13 protein-coding genes and 1 pseudogene are annotated in these 19,582 nt (G+C 67.8%); 4 read left to right on the top strand and 10 right to left on the bottom strand.

Annotated elements, in window-relative coordinates:
• Positions 1–289: 289 nt before the first annotated feature.
• The 5 genes from lpdA to CEF10_RS10500 form a co-directional block, all read right to left on the bottom strand.
• On the bottom strand, positions 290–1,684 hold the full coding sequence (gene lpdA / locus CEF10_RS10520; RefSeq protein WP_101068133.1) for a dihydrolipoyl dehydrogenase: 1,395 nt from the start codon (positions 1,682–1,684) through the stop codon (positions 290–292).
• A 125-nt stretch (positions 1,685–1,809) separates the two neighbouring features.
• On the bottom strand, positions 1,810–2,394 hold the full coding sequence (locus CEF10_RS10515; protein ID WP_101068132.1) for a DUF924 family protein: 585 nt from the start codon (positions 2,392–2,394) through the stop codon (positions 1,810–1,812).
• A 93-nt stretch (positions 2,395–2,487) separates the two neighbouring features.
• A complete protein-coding gene (locus CEF10_RS10510; RefSeq protein ID WP_101068131.1) occupies positions 2,488–3,777 on the bottom strand; it encodes an MFS transporter in 1,290 nt (429 codons plus the stop codon).
• A gap of 103 nt (positions 3,778–3,880) precedes the next feature.
• Positions 3,881–4,933, bottom strand: a complete 1,053-nt coding sequence (queA, locus tag CEF10_RS10505) for a tRNA preQ1(34) S-adenosylmethionine ribosyltransferase-isomerase QueA (RefSeq protein ID WP_101068130.1) — start codon at positions 4,931–4,933, stop codon at positions 3,881–3,883.
• 12 nt (positions 4,934–4,945) lie between these two features.
• Positions 4,946–8,248, bottom strand: a complete 3,303-nt coding sequence (locus CEF10_RS10500) for an AsmA-like C-terminal region-containing protein (RefSeq protein WP_101068129.1) — start codon at positions 8,246–8,248, stop codon at positions 4,946–4,948.
• A gap of 106 nt (positions 8,249–8,354) precedes the next feature.
• On the opposite strand from CEF10_RS10500, the gene CEF10_RS10495 reads away from it, so the two are divergent.
• The 4 genes from CEF10_RS10495 to CEF10_RS10480 all read left to right on the top strand — a co-directional run bounded on the left by CEF10_RS10495 (position 8,355) and on the right by CEF10_RS10480 (position 11,753).
• Positions 8,355–8,816, top strand: a complete 462-nt coding sequence (locus tag CEF10_RS10495) for a peroxiredoxin (RefSeq protein WP_101068128.1) — start codon at positions 8,355–8,357, stop codon at positions 8,814–8,816.
• Positions 8,813–9,640, top strand: coding sequence for a ferritin-like domain-containing protein (locus tag CEF10_RS10490; protein WP_101068127.1), 828 nt, complete (start codon positions 8,813–8,815; stop codon positions 9,638–9,640). Before CEF10_RS10495 ends, CEF10_RS10490 begins: the two co-directional genes overlap by 4 nt.
• A gap of 213 nt (positions 9,641–9,853) precedes the next feature.
• Entirely contained in the window at positions 9,854–11,176 is a 1,323-nt protein-coding gene (locus tag CEF10_RS10485; RefSeq protein ID WP_198586181.1) for a M23 family metallopeptidase, read from the top strand.
• A complete protein-coding gene (locus CEF10_RS10480) occupies positions 11,166–11,753 on the top strand; it encodes a bactofilin family protein (RefSeq protein ID WP_101068126.1) in 588 nt (195 codons plus the stop codon). The genes CEF10_RS10485 and CEF10_RS10480 overlap by 11 nt, the downstream gene beginning before the upstream one ends.
• A gap of 114 nt (positions 11,754–11,867) precedes the next feature.
• Here the strand turns inward: CEF10_RS10480 and CEF10_RS10475 are convergent, their stop codons facing one another.
• The 5 genes and pseudogenes from CEF10_RS10475 to CEF10_RS10455 form a co-directional block, all read right to left on the bottom strand.
• Positions 11,868–12,452, bottom strand: coding sequence for an HNH endonuclease (locus CEF10_RS10475; RefSeq protein ID WP_101068125.1), 585 nt, complete (start codon positions 12,450–12,452; stop codon positions 11,868–11,870).
• Positions 12,453–12,655: 203 nt separating this feature from the next.
• Positions 12,656–13,339, bottom strand: a pseudogene (locus CEF10_RS10470) (ABC transporter permease); the annotation flags it as partial.
• Between the two features lie 195 nt (positions 13,340–13,534).
• Entirely contained in the window at positions 13,535–14,341 is an 807-nt protein-coding gene (locus CEF10_RS10465; RefSeq protein ID WP_198586180.1) for a taurine ABC transporter ATP-binding protein, read from the bottom strand.
• Between the two features lie 85 nt (positions 14,342–14,426).
• Complete coding sequence (locus CEF10_RS10460; protein WP_101068123.1) at positions 14,427–15,410, bottom strand: taurine ABC transporter substrate-binding protein; 984 nt, start codon at positions 15,408–15,410, stop codon at positions 14,427–14,429.
• Between the two features lie 405 nt (positions 15,411–15,815).
• Entirely contained in the window at positions 15,816–19,496 is a 3,681-nt protein-coding gene (locus CEF10_RS10455; RefSeq protein ID WP_101068122.1) for a vitamin B12-dependent ribonucleotide reductase, read from the bottom strand.
• Positions 19,497–19,582: the final 86 nt, after the last annotated feature.

Here is a 19,582-nt window from a genome sequence, read left to right as displayed (position 1 = left end):
CAGGCGTGCCGGGAGACACGCGCGTCTCATGTCCGCGCCATTGCCGCGCATAACGTGAAATCGGGATCGTTGGTCAGATCGTCCGTGGCGCGGTCGAACCGCGGCGGTCAGGGGCGTTCCAGGTTGCGCAGTGCCGCCGCCCGGTTGCCCCATTACTTGGCCTCGACCAGCAGGTTCTTCGGCCCGCGCGCGGACCAGCGCGAGCAATCCACCGGCGCGTGCTGCGCCGCATGCTGACCCGGTTCGGGCTGGCCACGGTCCCCTTGGTGCGTCCCTCGCCGCGCCCGCGTCAGATGTGGATCACGCGGCCGTAGGCATCGAGCACGGATTCGTGCATCATTTCCGACAGGGTGGGATGGGGGAACACGCTGTCCATCAGTTCCTGCTCGGTCGTCTCGAGCTGACGGCCCACGACGTAGCCCTGGATCAGTTCGGTCACCTCCGCGCCGATCATGTGCGCCCCCAGCAGCGCGCCCGTCGTGGCGTCGAAGACGGTCTTGATCATGCCCTCGGGCTCGCCCATCGCCAGCGCCTTGCCGTTGCCGATGAAGGGAAACCGACCGACGTTGATCTCGTGGCCCGCGTCCCTGGCCTGTGCCTCGGTGAGGCCGACGCTGGCGATCTGCGGGTGGCAGTAGGTGCAGCCGGCGATGCTGTCGGGCGACACCGGGTGGGGATGCCCCCCGGCGATCGCCTCGGCCACCATCACGCCCTCGTGGCTGGCCTTGTGCGCCAGCCAAGGCCCGTTCGTGGCGTCGCCGATGACGTAAACGCCGTCCACGCCGGTGCGGCAGTACGCGTCCGTCACCGCGAAGGAGCGGTCGAGCTTGACGCCCATGTCCTCCAGCCCCAGGCCCTCGGTGTTGGCGGTAATGCCGACGGCGGAGATCACGGTATCGACCTCGATCGTCTCGGTCTTGCCGCCCGACTCGATATGCGCGGTGACCTTGTCCTTGCCGCGGTCGAGCTGCTTGACGGTGGAATTCGCGCGGATGGTCATGCCCTGCTTCTCGAAGGCCTTGCGGGCCATGCCGCTGATCTCCTCGTCCTCGACGGGCAGTATGCGGTCCACCACCTCCACGACGGTCGTCTCGGCGCCCAGCGTGTTGTAGAAGCTCGCGAACTCGATGCCGATCGCGCCCGAGCCGATGACCAGGAGTTTCTGCGGCATGTGCGGCGGCTTGAGCGCATGCTTGTAGGTCCAGACGCGGGCGCCGTCGGCTTCCAGCCCCGGCAGTTCCCGGGCGCGCGCGCCGGTGGCCACGACGATGTTCTTCGCCTCAAGTTCCTGCGTGTCCTTCTCGGTGGTGACGCTGACCCTGCCCGGCCCGGTCAGCCTGGCCTCGCCCATGATCGCGGTGACCTTGTTCTTCTTCAGCAGGTGCCCCACGCCCTTGTTGAGCTGCCCGGCCACGTCGCGCGAGCGCTTGACCACCGCGTCGAGGTCGTAATCCAGCCCGCTGGCCTCGAGCCCGAATTCCTTTGCGCGGTGCATCAGGTGAAAGACCTCGGCCGAGCGCAGCATGGCCTTGGTGGGAATGCACCCCCAGTTGAGGCAGATGCCGCCCATGTGCTCGCGTTCGACCACGGCGACGCTCAGCCCAAGCTGCGCGCCCCGGATCGCGGCCACGTAGCCGCCGGGCCCGGCCCCGATCACGATCATGTCATAGGTTGTCGCCGCCATGTGCCCCTCCGATTCCGAAATTAGTTTGACATTAAACTATCCCGGGGAAGGGCACAACGCGACCCGGCCGGTGCCGCGCGGCAAGCCCGCCGGCCCATCGAACCGGCGACGAGAGTGACCGGTGGTCAGGCGGCGGCGGCGCGCTGCAGCTTGCGCACGGTTGCACCGTAGCCCCCGCCGTCGACGTAGACCTGCTCGGCGTCGGTCGTCGCCCGGTCAAGCGCCGGGTTGCGGTAGGGGAAGCGGCCGAACATGCGGATCACCTCGCGGTGGGCGCGCGCGTGCAGCAGGGTGTCGCCGCCGGTCTCGGGCAGCCGTTCGCAGATCAGGCGCACGCAGCGTTCCTGGTCGCAGAGGTTTTCCGAGTGCATGAGCGGCAGATAGAAGAACTGGCGCGCCGGTTCGTCGATGCGCGTGTCCCAGCCGCGATGGATCGCGGCCTTGGCGGCGGCCAGGGCCGCGGCATCGGTCTCGAACGCCTGCCCCTGCCCGCGGAACATGTTGCGCGGGAACTGGTCCGTCAGGATGACGTAGGCCAGCGTTCCGCTGGGATAGGTCAGCCAGAGGGCGTAGGCGCCTTCACGCGCGTCCTGCCAGGCGGCCTCGAACCGCTCGCGGATCGTCTGGTCGAGTGTATCGGTCGGCTGATACCAGCCTTTCGGCCCGACCTCGTCGAGCCAGAACCTCAACACCTCCTCGGGCGCAACCATCGAAACCTCCTCGCCTTTCGCCTAATGGTTACAAAAATGTTAATTACATCCGAGCGGTCATGAACAGTAAAAAAATGCTTCAAAAACGACATATTATACCGCCGTGCTTGACCCTGCGTCACGGGGTCCGGGGTCATCCTGATCGTCCTGCGCGGCCCAGGTTGCATATTCCTGCGCGAGCTCAACCGAAACGGGCGATGCCGAGGGCACGACAGGTGCGTAGCTTTCGGTTTCGTCCGGCGCCGGCGCGGCGCGCTGGGTCATCCTGTAGGCGGCATAGCCCGCCATCGCCAGCATCAGCCCGGCGATGAACAGGAAGAATCCGCGCGGTCCGATCATGCCCATCAGCCAGCCCGTCACCAGCGGGCCGGCCACGGCACCCAGCCCGTTGATGAACACCATGCCGCCCGACGCGGCAGCCATGTCGTCATGCGTCAGGAAATCGTTGGTATAGGCAATCAGCAGCGCGTAAAGCGGGTTCGACATCCCGCCGATCATGAATCCGGCCAGCAGTAGCGCCCAGAAGAAACCGCCCAGCAGCAGCCCCACCAGCGCACCACCCCCCGCGATCACCGCGGTGGCGAGGATCAGCACGCGGCGGTCCAGCCGATCGGACAGCCAGCCGATGGGATACTGCAACACCACCGCGCCGACGAAGAAGGTCGCCACGAAGGTCGAGATCTGCGCGACGCTCAGCCCGGCCTCGGCCCCGAAGACCGGCGCCATGCCGAACTGCGCCGAGAACACCCCGCCCAGCAGGAACATGCCCACGCAGCCCAGCGGAGACACGCGCATGATCTGCGCAAGCGACATCGGCTTGGCCGTGCCGTAGGCCGGGGTCGGACTGATCGACAGCAGGATCGGTGCGAAGGACAGAGACACCAGGACCGAGGGGATGATGAACAGTATGAACCCGGCCGGGTCCGCCACCAGCATCAGCGCCTGCGCCGACACGATGCCCACCATCTGCACGATCATGTAAAGCGACAGCGCCTTGCCGCGCGTTTCGTTGGTGGCGGCGTTGTTGAGCCAGCTTTCGGCGGTGACATAGACACCGGAAAAGCAGAACCCGATCAGCACGCGCCCCGCGCCCCAGGCCCAGATGTCGGGCAGCGCCGGATAAAGGATCATCACCGCCGAGATCAGCGAGGCCAGCGCGGCAAAGACCCGCACGTGGCCGACGCGCCGGATCATCTCGGGCGCCATCCGCGATCCGAACAGGAACCCCACGAAATACCCGGCCATCACCAGCGACATCTCGAAGGCCGAGAACCCCTCGAGTTCGCCGCGGATGCCAAGCAGCGTGGACTGCATGCCGTTGCCGACCTGCAGCAGCATCATGCCCAACAGAAGCGCCCAGGCGCCTGAAAGAACTTGAATCATCGCCCGTCCCCGAGGTACGCGGTGTCACCTTCGCACAGGCCGCACGGGGCCGCGCCGGCGTCCGCGACATGCCGCGCGTCGCTTTCCACCCGATGCCGTGTTTTCAGCGCGGGATCAACAGCGAGGCATCGCCGTAGGAAAAGAACCTGTACCGCTGCGCGACCGCGTGGGCATAGATCCGCCGGATCCGCTCGGTCCCCATGAAGGCCGAGACCAGCATCATCAGCGTCGAACGCGGCAGATGGAAATTCGTCATCAACGCGTCGGCCACGCGGAACTCGAACCCGGGGTAGATGAAGATATCGGTCGCCCCCTTCCAGGCCGCGATCTCGCCGGTGTCGCGCGCGGCCGTCTCGATCAACCGCAGCGCCGTGGTTCCAACAGGGATGACGCGCCCGCCGGCGGCACGGCTGGCGCGCATCTGGGCCGCCGCCGCCTCGCGCACCTCGCCCCATTCGGCGTGCATGCGATGCTCGCGCGGGTCGTCCACCTTCACCGGCAGGAAGGTGCCCGCGCCCACGTGCAGGGTGACATGGGTGAACTGCACGCCCCTGGCCTCGAGCGCCGTGAGCAGGTCCTCGTCGAAATGCAGCGAGGCCGTGGGCGCGGCGACGGCGCCGGGGCGGCGGGCAAAGACGGTCTGGTAGTCGGTGGCGTCCCGTGCATCCGCCGCCCGGCGTGCCGCGATGTAGGGCGGCAACGGCATCGCGCCGGCCTGCTCCAACGCGGCCTGGAAATCATCGCCCGCGCAGTTGAACCGCAGCACGCCCTGCCCGTCCTCGCGGCGCAGAAGCTCGGCCTCCAGCCCCGCGGCGAAGCGCACCACCTCGCCGTCGCGCAGCTTTTTCAGCGGCTTGACCAGTGCGCGCCAATCGCCCTCGGCCGTGGGCTCCAGAAGCGTCACCTCGATCCGCGCGCGGCTTTCGCCCTGCGCGCCCACGCGCGTGCGCGTCCCGTCCAGCCGGGCGGGAATCACCCGCGTATCGTTGAGAACCAGCCGGTCGCCCGGACGCAGCCAGTCGACGAGATCACCGACATGCGCGTCGGTGATCGTGTCGCCCTCGGCCACGAGAAGCCGCGCGGCGCTGCGCGGGCGAACGGGCCGCGTCGCGATCCGGTCCTCCGGCAGATCGAAATCGAAATCGCTGAGCTTCATTTCCCGGTGCGTCTATTGCGTGGGCTGGGGTGGCGAGCGGCGGAACATCTCGCGGAACATCCCCGGGGTAAAGAGGGAAAGCGGGTTCACCTCGACCCGCGGCGATTCCGCCGGGCCGGTCAGGTTGTAGTTGAAGCCCACCAGCCCCTCGCCACGCCGGGTGAAGATGCTGCCGATGGCGTTGACGAAATACAGCGGCGAAAACACGCCCTGCATGTTCATCATCCCCGTTCCCATATCATAGTAGCCGTCCATGGAAATGCCCAGCGACGGCCCGGTGGCGCTGGACGACAGCAGGCGAAGCTGATCGGGCGTGAGTTCGAACCGCGCCATCACCTGGCCCAGCAGGATACCCTCGCCGCTGACCATCTGTTCCAGCAGACCCACGATGCTCAGCGCGTTGAGAAGCGCGGCCAGCGCCGGGGCATCGCGCAGGCGCACGTCCTCGGCCTCGAGTTGACCGTTGTAGCTGCCCGGCGCACCGGCGGGCACGAGCACCAGCTCCATGCTGCCCCCCTCGGCGCTTTGCAGCAGCCCCGAGGCGGCGAACACTCCACCCGCATCCTGCGACCGGATGCGGAACGCGTTCCGGCCGGTGCGCGGCACCACGCGGCCCGCGACGCGCGCACCGCCGTTGACGCGCCCCGAGAAGGTGCCGTCGAGGCCCCCGCCGGTTTCGAGCTCGGCGCGCATGTCGGTCAGCGCGATGCTTTCAGAGATCTGCAGCCGGTCGAGCGCAAGCGTCACCGGAGAGCCGCTGCCCTCCGGCGATGTCCCGCTCTCGCCGCCCGCCGCGTTCAGGGTGTGATAGCGCAGATCGGCGGTGCCGCCGTCCAGGACCACCTGCGGCGGGGCGCCCGCCCCGCGCCCGACAAGCTGCACCGGCGCATCCAGCCAACGCCCCGCCTGCACACGCTCGAAGCTGGCACGCTCCAGTTGCCCCTCCTGCGTCAGCGTGACGCGGCCGCCCGTGGCCTCCAGCCCCGGCGCCTCCAGCCTCAGGCGGTCGATGCGGGGCGCATCGCCGAGTTGGCCGGCGACCTCCAGCGTGCCGGTCCGCCCCGCGGCCTTGCGCCAGCCCAGCGGCTCGAGCTCGAGCTCAAGGCCGGAAAGATCGGAGCGCAGCGTGAATTCGGGCGGCGCGCCACGCGCCATGTCCAGCCGGATATCACCGCGGCCCGCACCCTTCATGCTGCCGGGCGGCAGCCCGATACGGAATTCCTCGACGAAACGGTCCGAAAGCTCGATCCAGCCCTCCAGCGTGCTGCGCCGCTCGCCCTCCTGCCGCAGCGGCGCCGACCACTCGGCCTGCACCGGCACCGCCCCCACGCGCCCCCGGCCGCTGAGCCGCAACTCGTCGGTGACGGCCTGCACCGCGATCTCGGGCGCAGCGACGGTGCGACCATCGACAAGCTTGTCGCTGCGCACATCCGAAAGCGTTCCGGCGATGTCGAAGGCGACTTCGCGGGGCTGGATCTTGCGCTTGAGGATGAAATCCAGCCGCCCCGTCAGCGCGGCGCGCCCGTCGGCCAGCGTGACCGGGCGCCCGGCCTTCGTCAGGAAATTGAAGGGGTCGTGATCGAGCAGCGACAGCGTGGCCGTGATCGTCGACCGCGTGTTCAGCATCACCTTGGCCGGCCCCTTCTTGATGCGCACGTCGGGCACGATGAAACTGGTGCCGGTGATGTCCACGCGACCGCCCTGCGGCGCGGTGACCGCTCCTTCGCGCGCGGTGATGACAAAGCGCCCGTTGATCAAGGCGGCGTGGCCCGCGCCGCCGGTGATGGGGGGCATCTTCTTCATGAAGCGCGTGGTCAGATCCGCGTAGTCGAAGGTCAGGAACAGGTCGGGGCGGCTTTTCGGTTGCGACCGCACGGCCAGTTCGATGTTCTCCAGGCGGCCCTCTCGCACGTTCTCGGCGATCCAGGAGCGGGTTTTCGTCTTCAGCCGCTGCGGCCAGAGGTCGAGCAGCCGGTCGGGATCGAGTCCCCCCATCCGGCCATCGAGCGCCAGGTTCCAGCCCTGTTCGCGCGCCTCGACACGACCGTCGAGAACCAGCCGCTCGCCCTGGTCAGAAATGCTCATTTCGCCCAGCGTGAGAACGAAGGGATCGAGCTGCAGGCGCATGTCCATGCTCGCCCCCTCGATCGCCACCGGCGCCGGATAGAGATCGTCCGGGTTGGCGCGGATACGCGACACTTTCATCTGCGCCAGCAGTTCGTCCGGCCAGCCGCCCTCCATGCCCCGCAGTACGGCGCGCCCCTCGGCCCGCGCTCTGACCCAGGGGCTTTCGAGCGCGACCTCCTCGAAATGCATGCTTTGCGTTTGCGGGTCGTAGGTGAACCGGCTTTCGGCCGAGTCGAAGGCGACGGGCTTCGTGGCGGGCGTGGGGCGCAGCACGCCGGCGCCGATCCGCAGCGTCGCCTCGAGCGGCCCCAGCGCGCCGCTTTCGTCGACAGACGCCCGCAGCCCCCCCGAGATCGGCGCCTGCAGCGCCCCCAGCCAGGCCAGCGCCGGCGACTGGCCGGCGATGTCGCCGGCCGGCATGTCCTCGAAGCTGAAGCCGAAGCGCGCGGCACGCTCGCCCAGGCGGCTTTCGTAATCCATCTGCAGCGTCGTCGCATAGCCCCGTGCGCCAAGCAGCGCGAAATCGCCATGCAGGCGCACCCTGGCGCCATCGCGCGTCAATTCCATCCGTCCGCCGTCGACCGTCCAGGCGCGGCCGGCGCGCCGGTCCTCGTAGCGCAGGGTCAGGTTGCGCGCTTCCACCAGGTCGAGCGCCGCGAAATGGGGCTGCTGAAGCACCCTCTCGACCCGCGCGATCAATGCCCCCAGGTCGGCCCCCGCGGCGTCTTCGGCCAGCCCCTGCGCGACCGCCCCGCCGGGGGCCACGTCGACCTGCCCGTCCTTGGCGCGCTGCAGGCGCAGGTGCGCGCCCGAAAGACGGATCTCGCCGGGCTGAAGGCGGCCCTGCAGCAAGGGCCAGGCCGCCACCGCGCCCTCCACCTGCGACAGGCGCAGCAGCCGACGTCCGCCATCCGCCTCGCGCAAGGCAACGTCCCGGGCCAGAAGACGTGGCTGCCAACCCTCCTCGATGACCACGGCGACTTCGCCGACCTCGACCGAAAGCCCCGGCAGCACGGATTGCAGACGCCCGCGCAGGTGGTCGCGCACCCAGTCGGGGGCTGTCATGGGCCGCCCCAGCGTGGCCACCAGTGCCACCGCGGCGGCCAGCGCGATGCCGGCACCGCCGAGCAATACGAAAAGGCCGCCACGCCTCCAGCGGCGCGGCGCCGGACCGCGCGGCTGCGTCATGCCGTCAAGCCGGTTTTCAATGTGCCGTTCCCTGCTATAGCTCGCTTTACCCCCAACGTTCGCGGCCTAATATGACGGTCGCAGCGCACAACGACAAGGAGGCCGCATGCCCCAGACCGGCGAGACCGCACCCGATTTCACCCTGCCCCGCGACGGGGGCGGCGACGTCACCCTTTCGGCCCTGCGGCCCGCGCCGGTGGTGCTCTATTTCTATCCGCGCGACGACACCTCGGGCTGCACGAAGGAGGCGCTGGCCTTCACCGAGCTTGCCGACGATTTCGCGGCGGCCGGCGTGCAGGTCTACGGCATTTCCAAGGACAGCGTTGCCAAGCACGACAAGTTCCGGGACAAGCACGGGCTGGGCGTGCCGTTGCTGTCGGACGCCGATGGCGATGTCTGCGAACGCTACGGCGTCTGGGTGGAAAAGAAGATGTACGGCAAGACCTTTCACGGGATCGAACGGTCCACCTTCCTGATCGACGGCGCGGGCCGGATCGCCCGCACCTGGCGCAAGGTGAAGGTCCCCGGCCACGCCGATGAGGTCCTGAACGCCGCGAGGGCGCTGTGACCGCGGCGAGCCTTGCCGAGCGCGCCGTCGAGGTGCTGACCACCGCCGACGGCCGCGAGAAGACGCGCCTGTCGCGGGCCCATGCCGCGGCCTGGTTCGCCGCGCGCGAGGCCGGCGAGGCGCTGCCGGTGGGCACCGCCCGGCCGCCCCTGCGGCCCGCACGGCCCGACCGGCCGGACCTGCTGCACCCGCGCGACGTGCCGCGCCGCCGCCCGGGCAGCCCGCAAGGCCGGCTCGCCATGCTGCACGCGGTGGCCCATATCGAACTGAACGCGGTGGACCTGCACTGGGACGTGATCGCACGGTTCGCGCATGTGCCCATGCCCCGTGGGTTCTACGACGACTGGGTCAAGGCTGCGGACGAGGAATCCAAGCATTTCAACCTGATATCCGATTGCCTCGAGGCCCTCGACAGCCACTACGGCGCCCTGCCCGCCCACGCGGGCATGTGGCGCGCGGCCGAGGATACCGCGGAGGACCTGATGGGCCGGCTGGCGGTGGTGCCGATGGTTCTGGAGGCCCGCGGGCTCGACGTGACGCCGGGTATGATCGAGCACTTCCGCAAGGCGGGCAACGCGCGCGCGGTCGAGGCGATGGAGGTGATCTACGCCGAGGAGGTGAGCCACGTCGCCTACGGCTCCAAGTGGTTCCACTTCCTGTGCGGCCGCCATGATCTCGACCCGCGCGACGTGTTCCACGACCTTGTGCGCCGTTATTTCCACGGCCCGCTGAAACCGCCCTTCAACGAGGAAAAGCGGGCCGAGGCCGGCCTGCCACCTGATTTCTACTGGCCGCTGGCCGAAGAGCCCTCTCCGAAAGGATAGGGCGTGCCCGCGCGTGTCGGCGAATTTTCGCCGTAGCGACATGTCGCGGCCCGTTTGCGGCATGGCCGCGGTCAAAAGCCTTGCCCAACAGGCGCTTGCCCGTTAATCACCATGACAGGGCGCCGCATCGGGCACCCGGTGGCGCGAGAACGCCGCCGCGAGGCCGATAACCAGAGCGTCGAAAAGGGACGGGACACAAGAGGACGGGGTTTCGTGCGTACACGACTCGCGATCAGGCTTCACGGCATTCTCGAACACTACTTCCCCGAACGACGGGTTTTCCTGCGCTCGGACGAGGACACGCGCTTCATCCGGCTTCGCCCCGGGGCGCAGCTTCTGGCAATCACGGGGGCCACGGCGATCGTCGCGTGGTCCATCGTCGCCACCGCGATCCTGATCATGGACAGCATCGGCGCCGGCAACTTCCGCGAACTGGCCAAGCGCGACCAGCGCACCTACGAGTTGCGCCTCAACGAGGTGGCTGAGGAACGCGACAAGCGCGCCAAGGAGGCACGCGCCGCGCAGAAACGCTTCAACTCCGCGCTCGAACAGATCTCGGTGATGCAATCGCAGCTTCTGGCCTCCGAGACGCGGCGGCGCGAACTGGAAACCGGCATCGAGGTGATCCAGACCACCCTGCGGCGCACCATGACCGAACGCGATACGGCCCGCCGCAAGGCCGAAAAGCTCAAGCTTGCGCTTGCCGAGACGGGCGACACCGGCCCGGGCGCCGGCGACGGCGAGGCCCCCGACGGTGACACGCTCGATTACCTGACCGCCGCGCTGGAGGACACCGCCGCGGAACGCGACCGCATCGCCGAAGATGCCCAGGCCGCGCTGGAGCAGGCCGACGAGATGGCGCTCGAAATCCGGCTGATGCAGGACCAGAACGACCAGATCTTCCGCCAGCTCGAAGAGGCCATGTCGATCTCGGTCGAACCGCTCGACAAGATGTTCCGCGCCGCCGGCATGGATACGGACCGGCTGCTCGAGACGGTCCGCCAGGGCTATTCCGGCCAGGGTGGCCCGCTGATGCCGCTGTCATTCTCGACCCGCGGCGAGGAACCCACGGCCGACGCGCTGCGCGCGAACCAGATCCTGGGCCAGCTGGACGAGCTCAACCTCTACCGCATCGCGGCGCAGAAGGCGCCCTTCGCGGTGCCCGTGCTGCAGAGCTACCGCTTCACCTCGGGCTTCGGGATGCGCTGGGGCCGGATGCACAACGGCAGCGACTTCGCCGCGCCCCACGGCACACCCATCCATGCCACCGCGGACGGCGTCGTCACGCACGCCGGCTGGCAGTCGGGATACGGCCGCATGGTGAAGATCGAGCACGCCTTCGGTGTCGAAACGCGTTACGCCCACATGGCGAAAATCCGCGTGAACGAAGGGCAAAGGGTCTCGCGCGGACAGCGGATCGGTGATATGGGGAATACCGGACGTTCCACCGGCACGCACCTGCACTACGAGGTCCGTGTCGACGGCAAGCCCGTCAACCCAATGACCTACATCAAGGCTGCAAGAGATGTTTTCTAAGAGCAAGATCAACGAACCGGGCCCGAAGGCGGACGAGAGCAAGCAGCCCGCCGCGCCCGAGAAGAAATCCGAGGCGCCCAAGGCCGACCAGCCGCAGCAGGGTGGTTACTCCGCGCCCGCCAGCGCCAAGGCCAAGCCGCCGGCGTCGGTCCTGTCGTCCGATCTTCAGATCAAGGGCAACCTGCGGTCGACCGGTGACATCCAGGTCGAAGGCACCGTCGAGGGCGACATCCGCGCCCACCTGCTGACCATCGGCGAAGGCGCCACGATCCACGGCGAAACCATCGCCGACGACGTCGTGGTCAACGGCCGCGTCGTGGGCCGCGTGCGTGGCCTCAAGGTGCGGCTGACCTCGACCGCCCGTGTCGAGGGCGACATCATCCACAAGACGATCGCCATCGAGTCCGGTGCGCATTTCGAAGGCTCGGTTCAGCGCCAGGACGATCCGCTCAACGCCGGCGGCAGCCAGCAGCAAAAGCCCCAGCAACAGCAGGCCCAGCAGCAGCAGGCCCAGCAAAAGTCGCAGCAGCAGCAGCAAAAGCAGCCTCAGCAGGCCGCCGCGCAGAAATCGGAATAAACGCGGACGGCCCGGTCCGCTGTCGCGCGGACCGCCACGGCACCGAAGAAAAGGGGGCGCCGGCGCGGTTGCGCGGCGCCCGTTGCGTCGGAACAGCCGGCGGGCCGGCTCCGGTCAGTCCTCCAGCTCGACGTCCCAATACAGGAAGTCCAGCCAGCTGTCGTGCAGGTAGTTGGGCGGGAACCGCCGCCCGAGGTTGCGCAGTTCCTCGGCCCCCGGTGCCCGGGGCGGCTTGCGCAGGCTCAGCCCGGACCGGCGCAGGCTGCGCGACCCCTTGCGCAGGTTGCAGCGGCTGCAGGCGGCGACGACGTTTTCCCAGCTGGTCCGCCCACCCCGCGCGCGCGGCACCACGTGATCGAAGGTCAGGTCGCCCTTGGATCCGCAGTACTGGCAGGAAAATTCATCTCTCAGGAAAAGATTGAAGCGCGTGAAGGCCACGCGCTTCTGGGGTCTGACATAATCCTTGAGCACCACGACCGAGGGTATGCGTATCTCGGTGCTGGGGCTTCGCACGAACTCGTCGTACTCGGCAACGATGTCCACCCGATCGAGAAACGCCGCCTTGATCGCGTCCTGCCAGGGCCACAGCGAAAGGGGATAGTAGGACAAGGGCCGGTAATCCGCGTTGAGCACGAGCGCGGGATGCTGCTTGAGCGCAGCGGGCTCCCGCACGAATTCGGTTCTGAAATCGGCATCCATCGTCAGCACGAACTCCTGCCCTGGCGGTCTCTGGCGATCCCCGGGGCGGGACGGCCCGCCCCTGCGCAATTTCACTATATCTCGCGTGTCCGCGCTGGCAAGACCTGCCTGAACCGCGATATTTTGACGATTGGCTACCGCGATTCCGTGACGGTGATGTGACAGTTATCCACAGGCGGGCGCCGCCCGGGCGCCCGCCGGAATCAGCCCTTGCCCTTCCAGGGGATCAGCCAGCGCTCCAGCAGGCGCATGATCATCTCGATGGCATAGCCGACGATGCCGATCAGGATGATGCCGATGACCACCGTGTCGGTCTGCAGGAAGTTCTTGGCGATCATGATCATCGAGCCGAGCCCCTTCTCCGCGGCCACCAGCTCGGCCGCGACCACCGTGCCCCAGCACACCCCCATCGAGGTGCGCAGGCCGGTGAAGATCTCGGGCAGCGCGTTTGGCAGGATCACCCGGCGCAGCACCTGCAGCCGCGAGGCACCGAGCGAATAGGCCGCGTGCACCTTGGAGATACGCACCGAATTGACGCCCGAGCGCGCCGCGATTGTCATGATGAACAGCGCCGCCAGGAAAAGCAGGAAGATCTTCGCCGTCTCGTCGATGCCGAACCACAGGATGATCAGCGGGATCAGCGCCAGCGGCGGGATCGGGCGCATGAATTCGACGATCGGGTCGAACAGCCCGCGCGCGAAGGACGAAAGCCCCATCGCGAAGCCCAGCGGGATGCCCACCAGCGCGCCGTAGATCACGCCCGACAGCACCCGGTAGACGCTCAGCCCCAGGTGTTCCCAGAGCGAGGTGTTGCGGAACCCTTCGGACAGAAGCTTGACGATCCGCTCCCAGGTGCCGCCGATGGTGGGCCAGTAGAACGGTTCGATCCAGTTGAGGATCGAGCCCGTTATCCACAGCAAGGCCAGCACCACCACGATCAGGATCGACCAGAAGCGGCCGCTGTTGACGGCGGTGGAATCGCCGAACTTGACGGTTTTCTGCCGCGTGAAGGCATTGTCGGCCAACCCCAGCCATATCGTCAGCGAAGACGGTTTCCTGTCGCTCATCTCCGGGGTCCTCCCTCAGCTCTGGCCGTCGCCGCGGCCCATGATTTCCTCTTCCATGGACCAGATCATCGAAAGCACCTCCTCGCGGGTTTCCACGAATTCCTGCGACGCCTTGATGTCGCGCGCGTCCTCGACCAGCCCGCGGTCCGCGAAGGGCAGCCGGTATTCCTTCTCGATGCGCCCCGGGCGCGGCGCCATCACGATCAGCCGCTCGCCCAGGAACAGCGCCTCCTCGACCGAGTGGGTAATGAGCACGATGGTCTTGCCGAATTCCTTCCAGAGCTGCAGCACCAGCCCTTGCATCTTCTCCCGCGTCAGCGCGTCCAGCGCGCCCAGGGGCTCGTCCATCAGGATCAGCTCGGGGTCGTTGGCAAGGCAGCGCGCCAGCGCGACGCGCTGTTGCATGCCGCCCGACAGGGCATAGACCGGCTTGTCGCCGAAGCCGGAAAGCCCCACGATATCAAGAAGCTCCTCGACCCGCTTGCGGATCTCGGCGCGCGGCCGGCCTGCCATCTCGGGGCCGAAGGCCACGTTCTGCGCGACGCTGAGCCATTCGAACAGCGCGCCCTGCTGGAACACCACGCCGCGTTCGGCGCCCGGGCCGGTCACCCGGTGGTCGCCCACCAGAACCTGCCCCCGCGTCGGCGACAGGAACCCGGCGAGGATGTTGAGCAGCGTCGTCTTCCCGCAGCCCGAAGGGCCCAGGACGGTCATGATCTCGCCTTCCTTTATGTCGATGGAAACGTGGGAGAGGGCCTCGACGGGCGCGCCGCCCGGCACCTCGTAGATCATCGAAAGGTCGTCGATGCGGATTCCGCTCACGGCTTTGCCTCCGGAGTCGAGGGTCGCGGGGACAGACCCGGGCCGGCCACGCCCCCGGGGGCGTGGCCGGCCCGGATTCGTCAGCTCACTTCAGGAAGCTGGCGTCGATGTAGGGCGAATAGTCGTCCAGCGATTCTTCCATGCCGCCGGCTTCGACCATGACATCGGCCACGCCCTTGGCCATCTCGGCGACACCGCCGCCCATCCAGTTGTCCTGAAGCTGCACCTCCTCGGACGGGAAGCCGAAGTTGGCGAGCATTGCCTTGGCGGCGTCGAGGTCCATGCCCGCCTGCCCGGCGATCGCCTCGTAGGCACCTTTCGGGTCGTCCTTGTAGGCCGCGTTCGCCTCCGCGGTGACGTCCATGAACGTGCGCACCATCTCAGGGTTTTCCTCGGCGAAGCTTTCCGTCACCGTGACCACGTCGAAGGTGGAAATTCCGATCGCCTCCTGCTCGGCGCCGGTCATCAGCGGCGCGCCCACCGTCTTCATCCGGTCCAGCGCGCCGCCGAAGGCGCAGGCCATGGGCACGTCGCCGCGCACCAGCGCAACGGCCGCGTCGGCCGGGTTCATCTGCGTCAGGTCAACGGAATCGGGATCCACCTCCAGGTGTTCGAGCGTCTTGAGAAGCTTGTAGTGGGTGACATTGCCGATCGGCGTGGCGATCTTCTGGCCCGGCAGGGTCTCGGCCGCGTTTTCCTGCGTGATGCCGGAATCGTCGCGCACGATGCACAGGTCGTTCTCCGAGTAGGTGACCGCGATGCCCACCAGCTTGAGCGGCGCACCGTTCGACACGCCCACGACGAAGGGCACGAAGCCCTGGCTGTAGGCGATGTCCACGTCGCCCGAGACCATCGCCTGCGTCATCTCGTTGCCGTTGCCGAAAGCGCGCCATTCCACGTTCGCCCCAAGCGCATCGGAATAGGTGTCCTCGGCCTGGGCGACCTGGTTTGCGGTGGGCCATTCGAGGAAATAGGCGACGGTCACGTCCTCGGCGGCCGCGGCCGCCTGCGCGCCGGCGGCAAGCGCGAGGCCCGCGACGGCTGCTGCGGTTTTCGTTCTGAGTGTCATGAAGATGCTCCCCGTTGTTTGTCGCTTGGCTGAACCGGCACGCGGCCGGCCCGCCAATTTTTCGCGCTTCGTGTGCGCCGAAGGGCCCCGGGGACGGGGCCGACCCGCCCCGGTGGCCTTCCGCAACGGGAAAAGCGTAGAAACAACCGCTGCGCCGTGGCAACAGGAAGGGACATCTGGTCATAACGGTGCCGGGGATTTGGCCTTATGAGCGGCCCATTGCGCCGGCAGGGCGCCGAAAACGGCGGCACCCGCGAAAAAGGGGCGCCCGCCGGGCGCCCCGAGTTTCGCTGATCAGGCTCATCGTTCGCCGCTCGGTTTCCGCCTGCGGCCTGATCCGCCCGGGGCGGGCGCACCCGCCCCGTGTTCCGGCGCGGGGGCGCCGCGCACCCCCGCCGATCCGTCTCAGCTGCACCCGCTCGTGGAGCCGCAGGTGTTGCACTTCATGCAGGTGCCGTTGCGCACAAGGGTGTAGTTGCCGCATTCGCCGCAGGCCTCGCCCTCGTAGCCCTGCATGCGCGCGCGGGTGGAGGCATCCACCGTCATGCTGGCCGAGGCGGTGCTGGTCGTGCGCTCGGCCGTGACGGTGCCGCCGGAGCCGTCGCGCATCACCGCCTCGGCGTGGCTGCTGGTGGTGGCCTGGCGCGCCTCCATGTGCATCGTGCCATCGTCCTGGCCGCCCTGCAGCACCACCAGATCCTGCGGCAGGCGCTTGCGCAGGTAGCCCGACGAGCTGATCTGCTTGAGCACCTCGAGCGAACGGTTGGCCCCGGCCTCGGACATCTCTGTGATGTTCGACACGCCCTCTTCCTCGCCGCGGCCGAGGTCGTCGAAGCTCGCGCCCTCGGGTTTCACATGCGCCAGATCGGTGCGGTCGAGGTAGCTGACCGCCAGCTCGCGGAAGATGTAGTCGAGGATCGAGGTGGCGTTCTTGATGGAGTCGTTGCCCTGCACCATGCCCGCCGGTTCGAACTTGGTGAAGGTGAAGGCATCCACGAACTCCTCCAGCGGCACGCCGTACTGCAGGCCCACCGACACCGCGATGGCGAAGTTGTTCATCATCGCGCGGAAACCCGCGCCCTCCTTGTGCATGTCGATGAAGATCTCGCCCAGGGCGCCATCGGCGTATTCGCCCGTGCGCAGGTAGACCTTGTGCCCGCCCACGATCGCCTTCTGGGTATAACCCTTGCGGCGCTCGGGCATCTTCTCGCGGTGGGATCTGACCACTTCCTTGACGACGACCTTCTCGACGATCTTCTCGGCCAGCGTCGCCGCCTTTTCCTGCGGGCTGCCGGATTCGAGCGTTTCCTCGGCCTCCTCGTCGTCCTCCACCAGCGCGGCGGCCAGCGGCTGACTGAGCTTGGAGCCATCGCGATAGAGCGCGTTGGCCTTGCAGCCCAGCCGCCAGGAAAGCTCGTAGGCCGCCTGGCAATCCTCGATCGTGGCATCATTGGGCATGTTGATCGTCTTGGAGATCGCGCCCGAGATGAAGCTCTGCGCGGCGGCCATCATGCGGATGTGGCTTTCCACGTTCAGCGCGCGGGTGCCCTTCTTGCCGCAGGGGTTGGCGCAGTCGAAGACGTGGTGGTGCGCCGGGTCGAGATGCGGTGCGCCCTCCAGCGTCATCGTTCCGCAGACGTGGTCGTTGGCCGCCTCGATCTGCGCGCGGCTGTAGCCGAGATGCGCCAGCAGGTCGAAGGCCGGATCGTTGAGCTTGTCCTGCGGGATACCCAGGACGCGGGTGCAGAATTCCGCCCCCAGCGTCCACTGGTTGAAGACGAAGCGGATGTCGAAGGCCTGCGCCAGCGCCGCGTCCACCCTGGCCAGTTCCTCGGGTCCGAAGCCGTGGCCGGCCAGCGTGGTGTGGTTGATGCCCGGCGCGTTGCCGATGGTGCCGTGGCCCACCGCGTAGGTCACGATCTCCTCGATCTGCGCGGGCGTGTAGCCCAGCTTCTCGAGTGCCGCCGGAACCGACTGGTTGATGATCTTGAAATAGCCGCCGCCGGCCAGCTTCTTGAATTTCACCAGCGCGAAGTCGGGCTCGATGCCGGTGGTGTCGCAGTCCATCACCAGCCCGATGGTGCCGGTGGGCGCGATCACGGTGGCCTGCGCGTTGCGGTAGCCGTGCGCCTCGCCCAGCTTCAGCGCCTCCTCCCAGCTTTCCACGGCCAGCGACAGCAGCCGCGCGTCGGGGCAACTGGCATGATCCAGCGGCACCGGCGGCACCGACAGCCCCTCGTAACCCTCGGCCTCGCCACGCGCCGCGCGGCGGTGGTTGCGGATCACGCGCAGCATGTGCTCGGCGTTGCGCGCGTAGCCCTTGAAGGCGCCCAGCTCGCCCGCGATCTCGGCCGAGGTGGCATAGGACACGCCGGTCATCAGAGCGGTCAGCGCACCGCAGAGCGCGCGGCCCTCGTCGCTGTCATAGCCCAGGCCCATCTGCATCAGCAGCCCGCCGATGTTGGCGTAGCCCAGCCCCAGCGTGCGGAATTCGTAGCTGAGCTGCGCGATCTCCTTCGACGGGAACTGCGCCATCATCACGCTGATCTCCAGCGTCAGCGTCCACAGCCGGGTGGCGTGCATGTAGCCCTCGGCGTCGAACCGGCCGCCTTCGTAGAACGCCAGCAGGTTCATCGAGGCCAGGTTGCAGGCCGTGTCGTCGAGGAACATGTATTCCGAGCACGGGTTGGAGCCGCGGATCTCGCCGTCCTCGGGGCAGGTGTGCCAGGCGTTCACGGTGTCGTGGTACTGGATGCCCGGATCCGCGCAGGCCCATGCGGCATGGCCCACGTCCTCCCACAGCTCGCGCGCCTTGACGGTCTTGGCCACCGTGCCGTCGACGCGGTTGACGAGCGCCCAGTCGTCATCGTTCTTGACCGCCTCGAGGAAGGCGTCGGTGACCCGGATCGAGTTGTTGGAATTCTGGCCCGAGACCGAGTTGTACGCCTCCGAATCCCAGTCGGTATCGTAGGTCGGGAACTCGATGCTGTCATAGCCCTGCCTGGCGTAGTCCAGCACCCGCTTGACGTAGGTCTCGGGGATGGACGCCTTCTTGGCACCGCGGATCGCGGTTTTCAGCGCCGGGTTCTTCGCCGGGTCGACCGCGTCCTCGCTCGCGCCGTCCCAGCCGCGGATCGCCGCGAAGATGTCGTTGAGCCTGGCCTCGTGCATCTTCGACCCGGCGACGAGGCTGGCGACCTTCTGTTCCTCGACCACCTTCCAGTTGATGAATTCTTGGATGTCAGGGTGATCGGCGTCGCAGATCACCATCTTGGCCGCGCGCCGCGTCGTGCCGCCCGACTTGATGGCGCCCGCCGCGCGGTCCCCGATCTTCAGGAACCCCATCAGGCCCGAGGACTTGCCCCCGCCCGACAGGCGTTCGCCCTCGGCACGAAGCGCGCTGAAGTTGGTGCCGGTGCCGGAGCCGTACTTGAACAGCCGCGCTTCGCGCACCCACAGGTCCATGATGCCGCCGTCGCCCACCAGATCGTCGCCGATCGACTGGATGAAACAGGCGTGGGGCTGCGGGTGTTCATAGGCGCTGGTCGAGCGCGTCAGCTCCTCTGTCTCGGGATCGACGTAGTAATGGCCCTGGCTCGGCCCGTCGATGCCGTAGGCCCAGTGCAGGCCCGTGTTGAACCACTGCGGGCTGTTGGGCGCGGCCATTTGCCGGGCCAGCATGAAACGCATCTCGTCGTAGTAGGCGCGCGCGTCCTCCTCTGTCGAGAAATAGCCGCCCTTCCAACCCCAGTAGGCCCAGGCGCCGGCGAGCCGGTCGAAGACCTGGCGGGCGCTGGTCTCGCCGCCCGTCTCGGTGTCCTTCGCGGCCGGAACGGAGCGCCACAGGAACTCGGGCACGCCTTTCTCGCGCACCTTCTTGAGCTTCGCGGGCACGCCCGCCTTGCGGAAATACTTCTGCGCGATGACGTCGCTGGCCACCTGGCTCCAGTGGCTCGGCACCTCGACCGCGTCGAGACGGAACACGACGGTCCCGTCCGGGTTGCGGATCTCGGAACTCGTGGTGACGAATTCCAGATCGGCGTATGCGTCCTGCCCTGCCTTGGTGAATCGTCTTTCGATCTTCATTGCTGCCCCATTACTTCGACGTTCCATGTTGCGACCGGCCCACCCCCGATCCTTCGCGGTTGCCCGCATCACGGGATCAGACCCCG

The organism is Roseovarius salinarum, from assembly GCF_002834145.1.
In the GTDB taxonomy this organism is placed as follows: domain Bacteria; phylum Pseudomonadota; class Alphaproteobacteria; order Rhodobacterales; family Rhodobacteraceae; genus Roseovarius; species Roseovarius salinarum.
Note: the sequence above shows the minus strand (reverse complement) of the source record. Positions and strands in the feature narration are given on the sequence as shown.

Excerpts from the sequence above, each read along its gene's own strand:
- CEF10_RS10515 (WP_101068132.1), bottom strand. The coding sequence starts at position 2,394 with ATGGTTGCGCCCGAGGAGGTGTTGAGGTTCTGGCTCGACGAGGTCGGG.
- CEF10_RS10455 (WP_101068122.1), bottom strand. The coding sequence starts at position 19,496 with ATGAAGATCGAAAGACGATTCACCAAGGCAGGGCAGGACGCATACGCC.
- CEF10_RS10500 (WP_101068129.1), bottom strand. The coding sequence starts at position 8,248 with ATGACGCAGCCGCGCGGTCCGGCGCCGCGCCGCTGGAGGCGTGGCGGC.
- lpdA (WP_101068133.1), bottom strand. The coding sequence starts at position 1,684 with ATGGCGGCGACAACCTATGACATGATCGTGATCGGGGCCGGGCCCGGC.
- CEF10_RS10495 (WP_101068128.1), top strand. The coding sequence starts at position 8,355 with ATGCCCCAGACCGGCGAGACCGCACCCGATTTCACCCTGCCCCGCGAC.
- queA (WP_101068130.1), bottom strand. The coding sequence starts at position 4,933 with ATGAAGCTCAGCGATTTCGATTTCGATCTGCCGGAGGACCGGATCGCG.
- CEF10_RS10480 (WP_101068126.1), top strand. The coding sequence starts at position 11,166 with ATGTTTTCTAAGAGCAAGATCAACGAACCGGGCCCGAAGGCGGACGAG.
- CEF10_RS10460 (WP_101068123.1), bottom strand. The coding sequence starts at position 15,410 with ATGACACTCAGAACGAAAACCGCAGCAGCCGTCGCGGGCCTCGCGCTT.
- CEF10_RS10510 (WP_101068131.1), bottom strand. The coding sequence starts at position 3,777 with ATGATTCAAGTTCTTTCAGGCGCCTGGGCGCTTCTGTTGGGCATGATG.
- CEF10_RS10475 (WP_101068125.1), bottom strand. The coding sequence starts at position 12,452 with ATGGATGCCGATTTCAGAACCGAATTCGTGCGGGAGCCCGCTGCGCTC.